The organism is Paraburkholderia fungorum (assembly GCF_902833645.1).
GTDB classification, from domain to species: Bacteria; Pseudomonadota; Gammaproteobacteria; order Burkholderiales; family Burkholderiaceae; genus Paraburkholderia; species Paraburkholderia fungorum.
On sequence record NZ_CADFGE010000001.1, the window covers coordinates 1141344 to 1157540 of the forward strand.

14 protein-coding genes are annotated in these 16197 nt (G+C 61.7%); 5 read left to right on the forward strand and 9 right to left on the reverse strand.

Translation table 11 applies throughout. The features are described 5' to 3' along the window. Positions 1-186: 186 nt before the first annotated feature. Complete coding sequence (locus HWX91_RS05165) at positions 187-846, forward strand: PadR family transcriptional regulator (RefSeq protein ID WP_081833146.1); 660 nt, start codon at positions 187-189, stop codon at positions 844-846. Beyond that, positions 843-2219 (forward strand): FAD-dependent oxidoreductase, encoded by a 1377-nt coding sequence (locus tag HWX91_RS05170; protein ID WP_042275628.1) that lies wholly within the window; start codon positions 843-845, stop codon positions 2217-2219. The genes HWX91_RS05165 and HWX91_RS05170 overlap by 4 nt, the downstream gene beginning before the upstream one ends. A gap of 13 nt (positions 2220-2232) precedes the next feature. On the opposite strand, the gene HWX91_RS05175 is transcribed toward HWX91_RS05170, so the two are convergent. From HWX91_RS05175 to cadR, 5 genes are all read right to left on the reverse strand, one after another. Then, positions 2233-3027, reverse strand: coding sequence for an ABC transporter substrate-binding protein (locus HWX91_RS05175; protein ID WP_028197693.1), 795 nt, complete (start codon positions 3025-3027; stop codon positions 2233-2235). 25 nt (positions 3028-3052) lie between these two features. Continuing rightward, on the reverse strand, positions 3053-4207 hold the full coding sequence (locus HWX91_RS05180) for a pyridoxal phosphate-dependent aminotransferase (protein WP_028197692.1): 1155 nt from the start codon (positions 4205-4207) through the stop codon (positions 3053-3055). A 270-nt stretch (positions 4208-4477) separates the two neighbouring features. After that, complete coding sequence (dbpA, locus tag HWX91_RS05185) at positions 4478-5881, reverse strand: ATP-dependent RNA helicase DbpA (RefSeq protein ID WP_028197691.1); 1404 nt, start codon at positions 5879-5881, stop codon at positions 4478-4480. A 62-nt stretch (positions 5882-5943) separates the two neighbouring features. Beyond that, positions 5944-6144, reverse strand: a complete 201-nt coding sequence (locus tag HWX91_RS05190) for a hypothetical protein (protein ID WP_028197690.1) — start codon at positions 6142-6144, stop codon at positions 5944-5946. 111 nt (positions 6145-6255) lie between these two features. Then, positions 6256-6687: a Cd(II)/Pb(II)-responsive transcriptional regulator gene (cadR, locus tag HWX91_RS05195; protein ID WP_028197689.1), complete on the reverse strand. Its 432-nt coding sequence runs from the start codon at positions 6685-6687 to the stop codon at positions 6256-6258. A gap of 80 nt (positions 6688-6767) precedes the next feature. Here cadR and HWX91_RS05200 point away from each other — a divergent pair, with 80 nt between their 5' ends. Beyond that, positions 6768-9104, forward strand: coding sequence for a heavy metal translocating P-type ATPase (locus tag HWX91_RS05200; protein WP_028197688.1), 2337 nt, complete (start codon positions 6768-6770; stop codon positions 9102-9104). Positions 9105-9117: 13 nt separating this feature from the next. Here the strand turns inward: HWX91_RS05200 and HWX91_RS05205 are convergent, their stop codons facing one another. After that, on the reverse strand, positions 9118-10161 hold the full coding sequence (locus HWX91_RS05205; RefSeq protein WP_028197687.1) for a helix-turn-helix domain-containing protein: 1044 nt from the start codon (positions 10159-10161) through the stop codon (positions 9118-9120). Positions 10162-10500: 339 nt separating this feature from the next. On the opposite strand from HWX91_RS05205, the gene adh reads away from it, so the two are divergent. Both adh and HWX91_RS05215 read left to right on the forward strand, forming a co-directional pair. Further along, positions 10501-12021, forward strand: a complete 1521-nt coding sequence (gene adh / locus HWX91_RS05210; protein ID WP_028197686.1) for an aldehyde dehydrogenase — start codon at positions 10501-10503, stop codon at positions 12019-12021. A gap of 65 nt (positions 12022-12086) precedes the next feature. Further along, positions 12087-12482: a DUF779 domain-containing protein gene (locus HWX91_RS05215; RefSeq protein WP_028197685.1), complete on the forward strand. Its 396-nt coding sequence runs from the start codon at positions 12087-12089 to the stop codon at positions 12480-12482. A 5-nt stretch (positions 12483-12487) separates the two neighbouring features. Here HWX91_RS05215 and eutC read toward each other — a convergent pair whose 3' ends face one another. The 3 genes from eutC to eat are packed head-to-tail and all read right to left on the reverse strand — an operon-like array spanning position 12488 to position 16123. Continuing rightward, the gene (gene eutC, locus HWX91_RS05220) at positions 12488-13285 is read right to left on the reverse strand and encodes an ethanolamine ammonia-lyase subunit EutC (protein ID WP_028197684.1); all 798 of its coding nucleotides are present in this window, start codon (positions 13283-13285) and stop codon (positions 12488-12490) included. Further along, on the reverse strand, positions 13282-14676 hold the full coding sequence (locus HWX91_RS05225) for an ethanolamine ammonia-lyase subunit EutB (RefSeq protein ID WP_028197683.1): 1395 nt from the start codon (positions 14674-14676) through the stop codon (positions 13282-13284). The genes eutC and HWX91_RS05225 overlap by 4 nt, the downstream gene beginning before the upstream one ends. A gap of 43 nt (positions 14677-14719) precedes the next feature. Beyond that, entirely contained in the window at positions 14720-16123 is a 1404-nt protein-coding gene (gene eat / locus HWX91_RS05230) for an ethanolamine permease (protein ID WP_028197682.1), read from the reverse strand. Positions 16124-16197 lie beyond the last annotated feature (74 nt).

Genomic DNA, 16197 nt, shown 5'->3' on the forward strand with positions numbered 1-16197 from the left:
CCTCGATCATGCACTTTGTTCCATCACGGTCTTCGCGCCCGTGCCTAAGCACATTCGCGCGAACCACATCGTAACGGTGCAGTCCGCCACGGGCACAGAGATTTCGGCATCCCAAGCTTGCCAATCTCAATAACCTAGTTATATTATGACTAGACACACAAAGACTAGTCTATGCCGACTCCGCCCATGGTCCGTCACTCTCCGCTTGCCCTTGCCGTCCTCGCCATGCTGACTGAGGCGCCCATGCATCCATACCGGATGCAGCAGCTCATCAAGGCACGCGGCAAGGACGAGGTCATCAACGTCGGTCAGCGCAACAGCCTGTACCAAACGATCGATCGTCTGTTGCGCGGCGATCTGATCGCCATCCGCGAGACGGAACGCGACGGCGCGTTCCCGGAGCGCACGGTCTATGAAATTACGGAAGCCGGCCGCGACACCGGCCGTTTGTGGCTGCGCGAACAGCTCGCCCAACCGGCCCGCGATTTCCCGGCCTTTCCGGCCGCCCTCTCCTTCCTGCCGCTGCTCTCGCCCGATGACGTGTGCCGTCAACTCGTTACCCGCATCGGCGCGCTCGAACGGGAATTGATCCGCTTCGACGAGAACACGCGCCAGGCCACCGAGATACACGTACCGCGGCTTTTCCTGCTCGAAGGCGAACTGATGCGCGCACAACTGGTGGTCGAACTGGACTGGGTTCGCAGCGTAGTGGCCGATCTGAAGGCCGGCACCTTGACCTGGAGCCAGGAATGGCTTGACGAGATCGCGCAACGTTTCATCCTGCCGGCCGGCGAAACCAGGTACCGGCCGAGCCAACCTGCCGCAAAGAAGGGGACGAAGTCATGAGTCGCGAACCCATGGAAGTGATCGTGATCGGCGCCGGCACGGGCGGTCTCTGTCTGGCCCACGGATTGAAGCGCGCCGGTATCAATGTGAATGTCTACGAACGCGATCGCACTCGCGCGGACGGTTTGCAGGGCTATCGCGTCGGTATCAATCCGCACGGACTGGCGTCGCTGGAAGCCTGCCTGCCGCCGGCGCTGTACGCGACCTTCCTCGCGACTTGCGCGCGCACACCCGGCCACTTCAACATCCTGACCGAGCGAATGACCGAACTGCTCACGGTGCCGCTCGAAGACGAGTGGATGAGCGGCGGCAAATCGGTCAGCCGGATGACACTCCGGCAAGTGCTGCTCACGGGCCTCGAAGCGCACGTGCATTTCGACAAGACTTTCACGTCGTACGAACAGCATGCCGACGGCAGCGTGACCGCGCATTTCGCGGACGGCACCCACGTCACCGCGGACCTGCTGGTCGGCGCGGACGGCGCGCGCTCGAAGGTGCGCCGCCAGTTGCTGCCGCACGCGCGGCTGGAGAACACCGGCATCGTCAGCGTCGGTGCCAAGGTGCCGATGGACGAAGCGTCACGCGCGCTGCTGCCGCCCAAGGTGCTCGACGGCATTACGCTGATCAACGCGCCGAAGGGTTACGGCGGCATCGTGCACGTGATGGAATTTCCGTGGCGCGCGGACGGCAACGGCATGAAAGAAGGTATCGGCAGCAACAACGCCGAGCTGCTTTCGCGTTGGCCCGGACTGCTCTACGACAACACGCGCGACTATCTGATGTGGGGGGTCTGGGGCGCCTTGCGCAACTTGCCGGCCGATCCGAAACCGCTCGGACAAGCCGCATTGCTCGCGCTCGCGACGCAGATCACCGACGGCTGGCATCCGAATCTGCGCGCGCTGATTCGCGCGTCGGATCCGTCCACTGCGTTCAGTGTCGATGTGCGCACGTCGGTTCCCGTCGACGCATGGCCGACCACCAATGTCACCGTGCTGGGCGATGCGGTCCATCTGATGACGCCGGGCCGCGGCGTGGGCGCGAACACCGCGTTGCGCGATGCCGCGCTGCTCGCCTCACGTCTGGCCGATGCGCAACAGGGCAAGCTGTCGGGACGCGCCGCGGTCGCGGGTTACGAGGAGGAGATGCGCCGCTACGGCTTCCACGCGGTCGCGGAATCGCGCAAGCAGTTCGACGCAAGCGGCGCGCTGCATCGGCCGGTGGTCGGACGCATGGCGCTGAGCGCAATGCGCACCACCTTGCGCGTGGTGAACAATGTGCCGATGCTCAAGCGTCGCATGATCGACGCCGAGAATGAATTTCGCGGCGTCGATCGTCATAACCGCGGCGCGGCGGCAGCCGCGCCCGGTCAGTAACGCGATCGAGCGGTTACTTCGCGCTCACGTCGATATTGCCGAGGTATTTCGCTGCCAGCGTCTTCACCGTACCGTCGGCCTGGACCTTCGCAATCGCCGCGTTCAACTGGTCGCGCAGCGCGGTGTCGCCCTTGCGAATCCCGTAGGCAATACCGCTGCCGAGAATCTTGTCGTCGCGTACCGGTTGACCGACGAACGCGTAGTCCTTGCCGTCAGGTTTCGACAGAAAGCCTGTCTGTCCAGCCGGCGCGAGAACGAGCGTCGCATCGAGCCGGCCCGCCATGAGATCCGCGTACACCTGGTTCTGATCCTGGTACGGCACGACGATGACGCCGGCCGGCTCCCAATGCGTCTTCGCAAAGGTTTCCTGGATCGATGCCTGCAACACCCCGACGCGTTTGCCCTTCAACGATGCCGGCGTCGGCAGCAACCCGCTGTCGCGTTTCGCGATCAGTTGCGTCGGCACGCGATACACGACGGTGGTGAAATCGATCGCCTGACGGCGCTGCTCGGTCGCGTTCATCGCCGAATTGATCGCGTCGAACTTGCGTCCCTGCAGCGCGGGAATCAGACCGTCGAATGAGGTTTCGACCCATTTGCACGTCATATGCGCCGCGGCGCAAACAGCATTGCCGACGTCGATGTCGAGACCCTGCAGTTCACCGTTCGGCCCTTTGGATTCGAACGGCGGATATTGCGCCTCGAGTCCGAAACGCAGCGTCGAGGTGTCCGCGGCAAGAGCAGCCGGCGATGCGGCGATCGCAGTCAATACGCAGGCCAGCGCCAATAGAGGCTTAAGCACATTCATAGCAGGTCCCTTTTCTTTCGATAAATCAGATTTCACACAAGCGCCGGGCGCCTTCGATCAAGGTTGCATCATCTTTCGAGAAACTCAGCCGAATCAGGCCGGAATCCGTGCCGTCGGTATAAAACGCCGACAGCGGAATCGTCGCGACCCGCGCATCGCGAATCAGGCGCAGCACGAAATCGCTATCGCTTTCGTCGGAGAAGCCGCGAAAACGCGCCAGCATGAAGAAGCTGCCTTCGCTCGGCAACAACTCGAAGCGCGATTCACGCAGCGCATGGGCGAGCAGATCGCGCTTCTTCTGATAAAACGCGGACAGACCCAGGTAGCTATCGCGATTGGCCAGCGCATCGACGAACGCGTACTGCATCGGTGTATCGGCAGAAAACACCATGAACTGATGGACTTTGCGAATTTCGTCCATGAGTGCCGCCGGGGCAAGACAATAGCCGACACGCCAGCCCGTCACGTGATATGACTTGCCGAACGACGACACGATCACGCTGCGTTCCGCGAGTTCGGCATCGCATGCCATGCTTTGATGTTTGGCGCCGTCGAACACCACGTGTTCGTAGACCTCGTCGGCCAGAATCACGATATCGGTATTGCGCGTCACAGCCTTCAGGCGCGCGATGTCGGCTTCGCTGAACACCGTCGCGGTGGGGTTGTGCGGGGTGTTGATGATAATCATGCGCGTTTTCGGCGTGATCGCGGCGGCCACCTCGTCCCAGTTCACCCGAAAATCGGTGAGCGACAGTTTGATCGCAATCGGCGTCGCGCCTTGCAGGCGAACGATCGGACCGTAGCTGTCGAATGAGGGTTCGAAGTAAATCACTTCGTCGCCGGGATGCACCAGCGCGCTGATCGTGGAATACAGGCCTTCGCTGGCGCTGGCGATCACGGTGACTTCGCTTGACGGGTCGTAGCGTACGCCGTACAGCGTCTCGACTTTGTCAGCGAGCGCTTCGCGCAACGCGGCGATGCCGGCCATCGGCGCGTACTGGTTATGACCGGCGCGCATGGCTTGCGCGACACCTTCGACCAATTTTGCGTCGGGCGCGAAATTCGGCGCGCCTTGCGACAGGTTCAGCGCATCGTGCTGTGCGGCCAGTTGGCCGATCACGGTAAAAATCGTCGTGCCTACGTCAGGCAGTTTCGAGCGGGCTTGCATGGCGCTCTGCATAAGGCGTTCTCCCTTTCTCCATCCGGTTTGATGGATTAGGCATCAGCCAAAGAACCGTCACAATCGAAACTTTGTCATGCGCGGCATGCGTTTACGTCATGGCTCGCGCAATACGGCGCTGGGGCGGCCTATGGCAATGAATTCGGGGGTTTAGCGGAAGAAAATGCAGCGCGCAGCAAGCGCGCAAAACAGCCGAGGTATGACGTAATGTGATGCGAGAGTAACGGCTGCGACCGGGCGGTCGCAGCCGGCTAGCTGACTAACCGACGCTCAGGCGTCGTCCATCATGCGGACTTTGACTTTCTTGCCCTTCACCTTGCCGGCGCTGAGCTTACGCAGCGCGTCGCGCGCGATGCTGCGCTCCACGGCCACATAGGTCGACATTTCGGTCACGTTGATCTTGCCGATCTGCGAACCGGCGAAGCCGGCTTCGCCGGTCAGCGCGCCGAGCACGTCGCCGGGACGAATCTTTTCCTTGCGGCCGCCGAGAATCTGCAGCGTTTCCATCGGCGGCAGCAGGCGTTCATTGCTCGCGGGCTTGAGGTCGGCCAGCTTGTGCCACTCCACTTCCCGCTTTTGCGCCTGTTCGAGACTGCCCACGCGGCCCATCTCGTTCATGCTGGCGAGACTGAGCGCCCAACCTTCCTGATCGGCGCGCCCCGTGCGGCCAATGCGGTGCACATGGACTTCCGGGTCCGGCGTCACGTCGACGTTGATCACCGCTTCGAGCTCCGCAATGTCGAGGCCGCGCGAGGCGACGTCGGTGGCGACCAGCACGGAGCAACTGCGGTTTGCGAACTGGATCAGCACCTGATCGCGTTCACGCTGATCGAGTTCGCCGTGCAGCGCGAGCGCATGAAAACCCTGCGCGCGCAGCACGTCGAGCAGATCGCGGCATTGCTGCTTGGTGTTGCAGAACGCCAGCGTGCTCACCGGACGATAGTGATTCAGCAACAGCCCCACCGCATGCAGACGCTGATCCTCAGTAACTTCATAGAAGCGCTGACGAATCTTGGTATTGTCGTGCCGCTCGGCGAGTTTCACTTCCTTCGGATTGCGCAGGAATTGCTGGCTCAGCTTGACGATGCCGTCGGGGTACGTGGCGGAAAACAGCAGCGTTTGCCGCTCTTTCGGGCATTGCTTCACGACGGTCGCGATGTCGTCGAAGAAACCCATGTCGAGCATGCGGTCCGCTTCGTCGAGCACCAGCGTATTGAGCGATTGCAACGGCAGGCTGCCACGCTCGAGGTGATCCATGATCCGGCCCGGCGTGCCGACCACGATGTGCGCACCGTGTTCGAGGCTGGCGGTTTGCGGACGCATCGGCGTACCGCCGCACAGCGTCAGCACCTTGATGTTTTCCTCGGCGCGCGCCAGACGGCGGATTTCCTGCGTGACCTGATCGGCGAGTTCGCGTGTCGGGCACAGCACCATCGCCTGCACGGCGAAGTTGCGCACGTCGAGGCGGTTGAGCAGCGCCAGCGAAAACGCCGCGGTCTTGCCGCTGCCGGTTTTCGCCTGGGCGATCAGATCGTTGCCGGCGAGCGCGATCGGCAGGCTTGCGGCCTGAATCGGCGTCATCTCGACGTAGCCGAGCTGCGTCAGATTGGCGAGCGTCGCGGGCGGTAGCGGTAGCTGGCTAAACGGCGCGCCGGCTTGAGTGGGAGTGTTCATAGGGTGAGGGCTCGCTATCGACTGAAGAGGCTGAAGAGACCGAAGGGACCGAAGGCCAGGGACTATTCGGCCATCGGGCCGGTGGCGGGCCGGCCTTCGATCTGCTCGTACAGCACTGAGCCATCTTCGCCGTCGAACCGTTCGACGTAATTGCGCGCGCCGCACATCGGGCAACGGAACAGAAGTCCCTGCCCTTCATTCTTGATGACGACGTCCGACATTTCCCACTGCTCGCCGCAGGGCTGGTTTCTACAGGTAAACACGTTGATTCTCCAACAGGATTCGATTGTTTATTGGGCGAGCCGGATCAATGGCCCAGCCGTGAATGCCGTCACTGCCATGGTCAGCGCCGCCGTCAGCACAGGCCGAGCGCTTCAACCCAGATGCGTATGCCGCACCCGCGTCGCGCTCACGTCCATCTCGTTGAGACCCTGGACGATGCCGCAGTCTTCAACGGCCTGTTCGCCATGGCATTGCTCGCGCAGCGTGGTCAGTTGCACTTTCAGTTGCTTCAGTTCTTCGATACGCGTGTCGACGTGCGCAATGTGCTCGTCGATCAGGGCATTGATGCTGCCGCAGCCATCCGCCGGTGCGTCCGTCAGACGCAGCAATGCACGGATTTCGTCATGGGTCATGTCGAGCGCGCGGCAATTGCGGATGAAGCGCAGGCGTTCGACGTGCTTCGCCGTATAGCTGCGGTAATTGGCCTCGGTGCGCTCCGCTTCGGGCAACAGGCCCTCTTTTTCGTAGAAACGGATGGTTTCGGTCGTGCAATGGGCGATTTTCGCCAGTTCGCCTATTTTCATGGACCCTCCCGATTGCGGCCTTGACCTTGTAGTGGCTTCAAGGTGTTTACTAGACCACAAATCGAACCAGGAAGCCAGCCATGCCACACGCCGACCTCGCCGAAGCAGATCGCCCGGAACAAGCCAAAGCCTGTGCCCACGGGCACGAAGGGCATGCTCACGAGCATTTGGAGGACGACGCTCACGACCGGGAAGCGCACCGCCATGGTCATGCGCATGCTCATCAAGCCCACCGGCACGCCGAAGCAGGCTGCTGCGGCACGGCGCACGCGGCTGCCGCACCGGTCAAGCTCCCGCAATCGGAAGCCGTCGGCAACGACCGGCGCACCGCAATCCGCATCATGCAGATGGATTGTCCGACTGAAGAGGCGCTGATCCGCAAGAAGTTCAGCCGGATGCCGCAAGTGCGCAGCATGGACTTCAACCTGATGCAGCGGGTGCTCACCGTCGTGCACGCGCCGGACGCACTGGAAACGATCCTCGCCGCAATCCGTTCGCTCGACTTCACGCCTGAACTGGCGGACGCGAACCCGGCCGCGGCAGCCGCCGCTCCTCAAGCGCCGTCCAAACCGTGGTGGCCGCTGGCGCTCGCCGGTGTCGCCGCGGTGGGCTCAGAGGCGGCCAGTTGGCTTGGCGCCTCCACCTGGCTGGCTGCGGGTCTGGCGATCCTCGCGATCGCCGCCTGCGGCCTCACGACGTACAGAAAGGGCTGGGTGGCGATCCGCAACGGCAACCTGAACATCAATGCGTTGATGAGCATTGCGGTGACCGGCGCGCTGGTCCTCCAGCAATGGCCGGAAGCCGCAATGGTGATGGTGCTCTTCACGATCGCCGAACTGATCGAGGCGAAATCGCTGGACCGCGCCCGCAACGCCATCAAAGGGCTGATGCAACTCACGCCCGAACAGGCCAGCGTGCAGCAGGCCGACGGCAACTGGCAGCTCACGGACCTCAAGTCGATCGCGCCCGGCGCAGTGGTACGCGTGAAGCCGGGTGAGCGGATTGCGCTCGACGGTGAAATCGTCGCGGGCCGTTCGAGCGTCGATCAGGCGCCGATCACCGGCGAAAGCCTGCCGGTCGACAAGACCGTGGGCGACGCCGTGTTCGCCGGCACGATCAACCAGGCCGGCTCGTTCGACTACCTCGTCACGGCCGCCGCCAGCAACACGACGCTCGCACGCATCATTCACGCGGTCGAGGAAGCGCAAGGCACCAAGGCGCCGACCCAGCGTTTCGTCGATCAGTTCGCCCGCGTCTATACGCCGATCGTATTCGCGGCCGCACTCGCGGTAGCGGTGTTGCCGCCGTTGCTGTTCGGCGGACAGTGGCACGAATGGGTCTACAAGGCACTCGTGATGCTGGTGATCGCCTGTCCGTGCGCGCTGGTGATCTCGACACCGGTCACGATCGTCAGCGGCCTCGCGGCTGCCGCGCGTAAGGGCATCCTGATCAAAGGCGGCGCCTACCTCGAGCAGGGCCGCAAGCTGAGCCGGCTCGCGCTCGACAAAACCGGCACGCTCACGCACGGCAAACCCGTGCAAACCGAGTTCGAGATCCTCGCCGACGTCGAGGTCGTGCGTTGCCGGACACTCGCCGCCAGCCTGGCGGGCCGTTCGGATCATCCGGTGTCGATGGCAATCGCCGCAGCGGCAAAAAACGACAGCGTCACCCGTGCCACGGTCGATGCCTTCGAGGCACTCGCAGGCCGTGGCGTGCGTGGCGAAATCGACGGCTTGCCGTACTGGCTCGGCAATCATCGGCTGGTCGAAGAGCTCGGGCGCTGTTCGGCGTCGCTCGAAGCGCGGCTGGACACGCTCGAAGCACAAGGCAAAACCGTCGTGATGCTGGTGGACGCTGAACGCGTGCTCGCGCTATTTGCCGTCGCCGATACGGTGAAGGACACGAGCCGCGCCGCCATTACCGAATTGCAGCGCCTCGGCGTGCATGCCGCCATGCTCACCGGCGACAACCCGCACACGGCTGCCGCGATCGCGCAGCAAGTCGGCATCGAGGAAGCGCGCGGCAATCAGTTGCCCGAGGACAAGCTGAACGCCGTGGACGGCTGGTCGAAAAACGGCGCGACGGTCGGCATGGTTGGCGACGGCATCAACGACGCCCCCGCGCTCGCGCGTGCCGATATTGGTTTCGCAATGGGCGCAATGGGCACCGACACCGCGATCGAAACCGCCGACGTCGCCTTGATGGACGACGATCTGCGCAAGATTCCGCAGTTCATCCGTCTCTCGAAGGCGACGCATTCGGTGCTGGTGCAGAACATCACACTGGCGCTCGGCATCAAGAGTGTGTTCCTCGTGCTGACGGTGATGGGTCTGGGCACGATGTGGATGGCCGTCTTCGCGGATGTGGGCGCGAGTCTGCTGGTGGTAGCGAACGGTTTGCGGCTGCTGCGCAAATAGCGCGAGGCTCGCTTCAGTGCGCAGACGAACGGTCACCCGTGAGCGGGTGCGTGCCAGGCGCGGCCTTCAATGTCTCGGAAGGCCGCATGCCGAACAGCTTCCGGTAATCGGTCGCGAACTGGCTCAGATGCCAGAAACCCCACGCCGCGGCGACATCCTGCACCGAACGTGATGCAAGCGACGCATTACACAAATCGCGCCGCGCGCCGTTCAGGCGAATCGTCCGCAAATAGGTGGCGGGCGCCATTCCCAGCACATCCTGAAAGCAGTATTGCAACGTGCGACGACTCACATGCAAACGCTCGCACAACTCCGGCACGTTGATCGCGCGGTCGCGATGAGCCAGCACATACTCTCGCGCCTCCGACACGATCGACTGACGGCGCCCACGCGTGGGCATTTCAATCAGTTCATCGGACGGTAACGCGCCGACGTCGAACAACGAAGCCAGCACCGACGCCTGCAAATTATTGCGCGCGAACGCGGACAGTGGCGCACCGCTCGCCGCGCCGTCATCGAGAAGCTGCCGCAGCGAGGCGCACAGACGCGCCTTACGAGCCGTGCCGATCGACACGATTTCCATGTCCGGCAAACGATCGGCCAAACCGACGCGTTCGACTTCGGCCGCATATCGGCGCAGCACCTCACCCTTCACCACCACGCCGAAAATCTCGTAACCCGCCGAGGTCAGTAATTCGAATTCGATACCGCCCGGACGAACGGCGAGCGCATCGTCCGCGATAACCTGCCCGTCGATCCGACCGGAACCCTCGGGGCACATTGGAATGCCGAACCAGTAGGCGTCCTTCTGCACCTCGCAGGTTTGCCGCAGCGTATGGCTCGTGGTTTCGACGAACACCTGCATGTGATCGACACACAGCTCCGTCAAACCGCCGACGAAGCGGCCCGCCGTCAGTTGGTCGTAGGTCTGGTTCCAGCCGTGGAGATTGCGAGCCTGTTCGTCGGCGTCATAAGCGACGCGGGTCTGCACGCAAAAACTCGGCTGTTGCGCATGTGCCGATGCTGTCTGGCTGTCGTTGCGGAATTCAATCGTCATACCGGATCTGCGAAAACGAAGTATCGAGGCGAGAAGGAAGGCAATTCCCATGCCGAACGGCATTGCCGCTTTGGTTCCTTCTCACTTTGCCATGATCTCGCAAACCGGTGCTCACAACCTGTTCAATTTCTGAACAGCGCTGCGCACACTGGTCAGAAACGAAACGTTCATTCCTCCGCACCCTGATCCGCGCTGCGAGCCGCAGCCTCGCAGACGTGCCTGCTGCGCGTGCACCACTCACCAGCGCGGTGCATTGGCACAGTTCTGGCTCTAGCCTCTCGCGGCCAAGCGAAATATCGCGCCGAATATAGCCCATTCAATCATGTGAGGAGCACACAGATGAATCACGCAGAGATGCAGTTTCTGACTACCGAATTCCCGTACAAAAAGCAGTATGCGAATTTTATCGGCGGCGAATGGGTGAAGCCCGTGGGCGGCGAGTACTTCGACAACATATCGCCGATCACCGGTGAGCCGTTCACGTCGATCCCGCGCTCACGCGAAGCCGACATCGAACTCGCGCTCGACGCCGCGCATCGCGCGAAAACAGCGTGGGGTAAAACGTCGACCACCGAACGCGCGAACATCCTGAACCGTATCGCCGATCGGATGGAAGCGAATCTCCAACGCATCGCCGTGGCCGAGACGATCGACAACGGCAAGCCGCTGCGCGAAACGATGGCTGCGGATATCCCGCTCGCCATCGATCATTTCCGCTATTTCGCCGGCGCCGTGCGTGCGCAGGAAGGCGGCATCTCCGAGATCGACCACGACACCGTCGCGTATCACTTTCACGAACCGCTCGGTGTGGTCGGCCAGATCATTCCGTGGAATTTCCCGATCCTGATGGCAGTGTGGAAGCTCGCACCCGCATTGGCTGCCGGCAACTGCGTCGTGCTGAAGCCGGCCGAGCAAACACCGGCCTCGATTCTCGTGCTGCTCGAACTGATCCACGATCTGCTGCCGCCGGGCGTGCTGAACGTGGTGAACGGCTTCGGCCTCGAAGCCGGCAAACCGCTCGCGTCGAACAAGCGCATCGCGAAGATCGCTTTCACGGGTGAGACGACCACGGGTCGCCTGATCATGCAGTACGCAAGCCAGAACATCATTCCGGTGACGCTGGAACTCGGTGGCAAGAGCCCGAACATTTTCTTCGCCGACGTGATGAACGAAGACGACAGCTATTTCGACAAGGCGCTCGAAGGCTTCACGATGTTCGCGCTGAATCAGGGCGAAGTGTGCACGTGCCCGTCACGTGTGTTGATCGACGAAAAGATTTACGACCGCTTCATGGAACGCGCATTGAAGCGCGTGGCGGCAATCACGCAAGGCCATCCGCTCGACACGAAAACGATGATCGGTGCGCAAGCCTCGCAGGAACAGCTGGAAAAAATCCTCTCGTACGTGGATCTCGGCAAGCAGGAAGGCGCGGAATGTCTCATCGGCGGCGAGCGCAATACGCTCGGCGGCGAACTGAGCAAGGGATACTACGTGAAGCCGACCGTGTTCCGCGGCCACAACAAGATGCGCATCTTCCAGGAAGAAATCTTCGGCCCGGTCGTTTCCGTGACGACCTTCAAGAATGAAGACGAAGCGCTCGAGATCGCCAACGATACGCTCTATGGCCTGGGCGCCGGCGTATGGACGCGTGACGGCACGCGTGCCTATCGTTTCGGCCGGCAAATCCAGGCGGGTCGCGTGTGGACCAACTGTTATCACGCGTATCCGGCGCATGCCGCGTTCGGTGGCTACAAGCAATCGGGCATTGGCCGCGAAAATCACAAGATGATGCTCGACCACTATCAGCAGACCAAGAACCTGCTGGTCAGCTATAGCGACAAGCCGCTTGGTTTCTTCTAAGCGGTAACGACTCTGTCCGGGCGGGCCGCATTGCGCGGCTCGCTATTTTTCAGCGAGGACATGTGATGGCTGATGTGAAGGAAGTGGCTCGCGTGATCGCCACGCCTGCCGCGATCGAATTGATCGGGAAGCTACGCGCTGAACATGGGGCGGTGCTATTTCACCAATCCGGCGGATGCTGCGACGGCAGCGCACCGATGATGTTCCCTCAGGGCGAGTTCATGGTCGGTTCGTCCGATGTGAAGCTCGGCGCGATTGCCGGTGTGCCGTTCTACATGAGCGAGTCGCAGTTCGAATACTGGCAGCACACACAATTGATCATCGACGCGGTGCCCGGCAATGGCGGGATGTTCTCTTTGGAACGGCCGAGTGGCTTGCGATTTTTGACGCGCTCGCGGCTCTTCGAGGACGCTGAGAATGCGTGGCTCGAAGCGCATCCGGTGGAGCGGGTGGGTGCCTAGCGTTTTTATGTGACGCCTTCGTTCGGATTACTGCTGACTGCGGGCGTTACCGGCGCGCTCGCAAGCAGTGCATCGCTGTCGTCTTTCAAGCCGACGCCGGTCAATCCCAGGCGTCGGGCATGCGTCAGCAGATAGTGCAACTTGTGTGCGGCCGATTCGTAGTTAAGACCTTCAGGCCGCACGTTCGAAATACAGTTGCGTTGCGCATCGCTGCAACCCACTTTCGGCGCGTACGTCAGATAGATGCCAAGACTATCCGGCGAACTCAATCCCGGACGCTCGCCAATCAGCATCACAACCAGTCTGGTATTGAGCAGTTCGCCAACTTCATCACCAAGCGCGACGCGAGCCTGACGCGCGACCACGACGGGGCCGACCTTCCAGTCAGCCAGCTTTGCGCGGACGGCTTGCAGCAGCGGAATCGACTGTTTCGACGCGGCGAATGCCGAGAGGCCGTCGGCGATCACGAAGACCACGTCGGAGGATTCAGCCTTGAGTTGCACAAGCGCTGTGCGACTCTCATCGCTTAAACGCCTGCCGAGATCGGGCCGTCGCAAATAATGCTCGCGATCAGGCGCGGCGCTGTGCACATCCAGCGTGCTGAAGTTTTGCGCGCGCAGTTGTTCGTGCAGCACGTCTGTATCAAGCGGATGATGCACGGCGTCGCGCGCTTGCGCGTGTGACAGGTTAAACGCCAGTAGTGGCGCCGTCGGCAAACTGTTGCCCGCGCGGCCCAACGCGATGCGTGCGTTGGTGAACTGCCGCAGCGCATTCCATGGATTCTTTTCGAGGAACTCGCTCATACGGTGCCCATCCAGTCATTCGCGCCTTCCAGCAACGGTTGATGCGGCGAGGCACTCAGCAACGCGCCACGTGCGTCGGTAATCTGCATCGACTCCAGCCATTCTTCGAATTCCGGTGCACGGCGCAGGCCGAGCACATCGCGCACGTAAAGAGCGTCGTGAAAGGATGTGCTTTGATAGTTGAGCATCACATCGTCCGCACCCGGAATGCCCATGATGAAGTTGATACCCGCTACGCCGAGTAGCGTGAGCAGGTTATCCATGTCGTCCTGATCGGCTTCGGCGTGATTTGTGTAGCAGATGTCACAACCCATCGGCACGCCAAGCAGTTTGCCGCAGAAATGATCTTCAAGACCCGCACGCGTGATCTGCTTGCCGTCGTATAGGTATTCAGGTCCGATGAAACCGACCACCGTGTTCACCAGGAACGGATTGAACTTGCGCGCCACGGCATAGGCGCGCACCTCACACGTCTGTTGATCGACGCCGAAATGCGCATCTGCCGATAACGCGCTGCCTTGCCCCGTTTCGAAATACATCAGGTTATTGCCAACCGTGCCGCGGTTCAGCGATAAACCCGCCTCATATGCTTCCTGCAGTAGCGCAAGCGAAATGCCGAAACCTGCATTCGCTTTCTCCGTTCCCGCGATCGACTGAAACACGAGATCGACCGGCGCGCCCTTCTCGATCGCAGCGATCGTGTTGGTGACGTGAGTCAGCACGCAAGACTGCGTGGGCACCTGATAGCGCAGGCGAAAGTCGTCGATCATCAGCAGCAGCCTGGTGATCGCGGCGAGATTGTCGCTAGCCGGATTGATGCCGATCATCGCGTCGCCGCAGCCGTACATCAGACCGTCGAGCATTGAGGCGGCGATACCTTTGACATCGTCGGTTGGATGATTCGGTTGCAGACGCACCGACATGTGGCCCGGCAAGCCGACCGTATTGCGAAAGCGCGTAATCACCGGACGCTTACGCGCCGCAGCGATCAGATCCTGATTGCGCATCAGCTTCGAGACCGCTGCCACCATCTCCGGCGTGAGGCCGGCGGCGATACGCGTCAGCGCGTCGGCATCCGTCGTGCTGCTCAACAGCCAATTACGAAAATCGCCGACCGTGAGATGCGAGATCTCGGCGAACGCCTGCGGCGAGTGATCGTCGATCACGAGGCGCGTGACCTCGTCACTTTCGTACGGGATCAACGCTTCGTTGAGAAACGTGCGCAGCGGCACCTGCGCCAGCGCCATCCTGGCCGCGACGCGCTCTTCCTCGCTCGCGGCCGCGACGCCCGCGAGCTGGTCCCCCGAACGCTGTGGACTGGCTTTTGCCAGCAGCGTTTTCAGGTCGGCGAAACGATATGTGCGGCTGCCGATTGTCTCGGTGTAGCTCATCTTTACGACTCCATCGCCGCTGCTTGCACAGCGGCTCGATCCGTCACTCTTCGAGCAAGGCGTCCGACGGTGCTGCTTCGCGTTGATGGCGCGTCAACAGGAAGTAGACGTAGCCCAGCGCGAGGAAGATCGCGAACACGATGGCCACCAGAAAATTGAAGTAAACCATCGTAGCCAGACAAATCACCGCGGCCACCAGCGCGAACGCCGGAAAGAACGGAAACAGCGGCGCCCGGAATGGCCGCTCCATGTTCGGGTCCGAGCGGCGCAGCTTGAACAGCGACAACATACTGATGATATACATCACGATAGCGCCAAATACGGACATCGTCACGATGTTCGCCGTCAGCGTCTGGCCGCCGAACTGGATCAGCTCGTCGCTATAGATCGCGGCGATGCCGACCAAGCCACCCGCGATGATCGCGCGATGCGGCGTCTTGAAGCGCGGATGCACCTTGGAAAGCCACTCCGGCAGATAACCGGCGCGAGCCAGCGCGAAGATCTGACGTGAGTAGCCGAGGATGATGCCGTGAAACGACGCGACGAGCCCGAACAGGCCGAGCCACACCAGCATATGCATCCAGCCGCTATGTTCACCGACGATGAATTTCATGGCTTGCGGCAGCGGATCGTTGATGTTCGCGAGCTTGGTCCAGTCGCCGGCGGCGCCTGCGAACACCATCACGCCGATCGCGAGCAGCACCAGCGTCAGAATACCGGCGACATAGGCGATCGGAATCGAACGTTTGGGATTTTTGGCTTCTTCGGCAGCCATCGCCACGCCTTCGATCGCAAGGAAAAACCAGATCGCGAACGGAATCGCTGCAAACATGCCGTGAAACGAGCCCATGCTGAACGTGTCCGCGCCGGACCAACCGCCTTTCGTGAAGTTCGACCACTGAAAACCGGGTGACACCACGCCCATGAACACCAGCAATTCGAAGATCGCTAGCAGCGTCACGCACAACTCGAAGGCCGCGGCGATCTGCACGCCGACGATATTCAGCGCCATGAAGACCAGATACGCGCCCATGGCCGCGTGTTTCGGTTCGAGTCCCGGAAACTGTACGTGCAGGTAGGCACCGATCGCGAGCGCAATGGCGGGTGGCGCAAAGACGAATTCGACCAGGGTCGCCGCACCCGCCAGATAACCGCCGGTCGGACCGAACGCGTGACGCGCGTAGGCGAACGGGCCGCCAGCATGCGGAATCGATGTGGTGAGTTCGGTGAAACTGAAAATGAAGGTGGTGTACATCGCCGCGATAAAAATCGCCGTGATGACGAAGCCCAGCGTGCCGGCGCTCGCCCAGCCGTAGCTCCAGCCAAAATACTCGCCGGAGATGACCAGTCCGACCGCGATCCCCCACAGTTGCCACGTGCCGAGCGTCTGCTTCAACTCGTGATGCGCGACTTTACCGACGTGCTGACTTTTGGATTCTGACTTCATCGGACCCTCCTGATGTTGCCGCTTGCTCGACGCCGCAAGGCTTTGCGGTGCACGGGCGGACAGGCTTCAGCCGA

Bases quoted from the DNA above. Each gene is read 5' to 3' on its own strand.
- HWX91_RS05165 (WP_081833146.1), top strand. From the start codon at position 187: ATGGTCCGTCACTCTCCGCTTGCCCTTGCCGTCCTCGCCATGCTGACT.
- HWX91_RS05170 (WP_042275628.1), top strand. From the start codon at position 843: ATGAGTCGCGAACCCATGGAAGTGATCGTGATCGGCGCCGGCACGGGC.
- HWX91_RS05175 (WP_028197693.1), bottom strand. From the start codon at position 3,027: ATGAATGTGCTTAAGCCTCTATTGGCGCTGGCCTGCGTATTGACTGCG.
- HWX91_RS05180 (WP_028197692.1), bottom strand. From the start codon at position 4,207: ATGCAGAGCGCCATGCAAGCCCGCTCGAAACTGCCTGACGTAGGCACG.
- dbpA (WP_028197691.1), bottom strand. From the start codon at position 5,881: ATGAACACTCCCACTCAAGCCGGCGCGCCGTTTAGCCAGCTACCGCTA.
- cadR (WP_028197689.1), bottom strand. From the start codon at position 6,687: ATGAAAATAGGCGAACTGGCGAAAATCGCCCATTGCACGACCGAAACC.
- HWX91_RS05200 (WP_028197688.1), top strand. From the start codon at position 6,768: ATGCCACACGCCGACCTCGCCGAAGCAGATCGCCCGGAACAAGCCAAA.
- HWX91_RS05205 (WP_028197687.1), bottom strand. From the start codon at position 10,161: ATGACGATTGAATTCCGCAACGACAGCCAGACAGCATCGGCACATGCG.
- adh (WP_028197686.1), top strand. From the start codon at position 10,501: ATGAATCACGCAGAGATGCAGTTTCTGACTACCGAATTCCCGTACAAA.
- HWX91_RS05215 (WP_028197685.1), top strand. From the start codon at position 12,087: ATGGCTGATGTGAAGGAAGTGGCTCGCGTGATCGCCACGCCTGCCGCG.
- eutC (WP_028197684.1), bottom strand. From the start codon at position 13,285: ATGAGCGAGTTCCTCGAAAAGAATCCATGGAATGCGCTGCGGCAGTTC.
- HWX91_RS05225 (WP_028197683.1), bottom strand. From the start codon at position 14,676: ATGAGCTACACCGAGACAATCGGCAGCCGCACATATCGTTTCGCCGAC.
- eat (WP_028197682.1), bottom strand. From the start codon at position 16,123: ATGAAGTCAGAATCCAAAAGTCAGCACGTCGGTAAAGTCGCGCATCAC.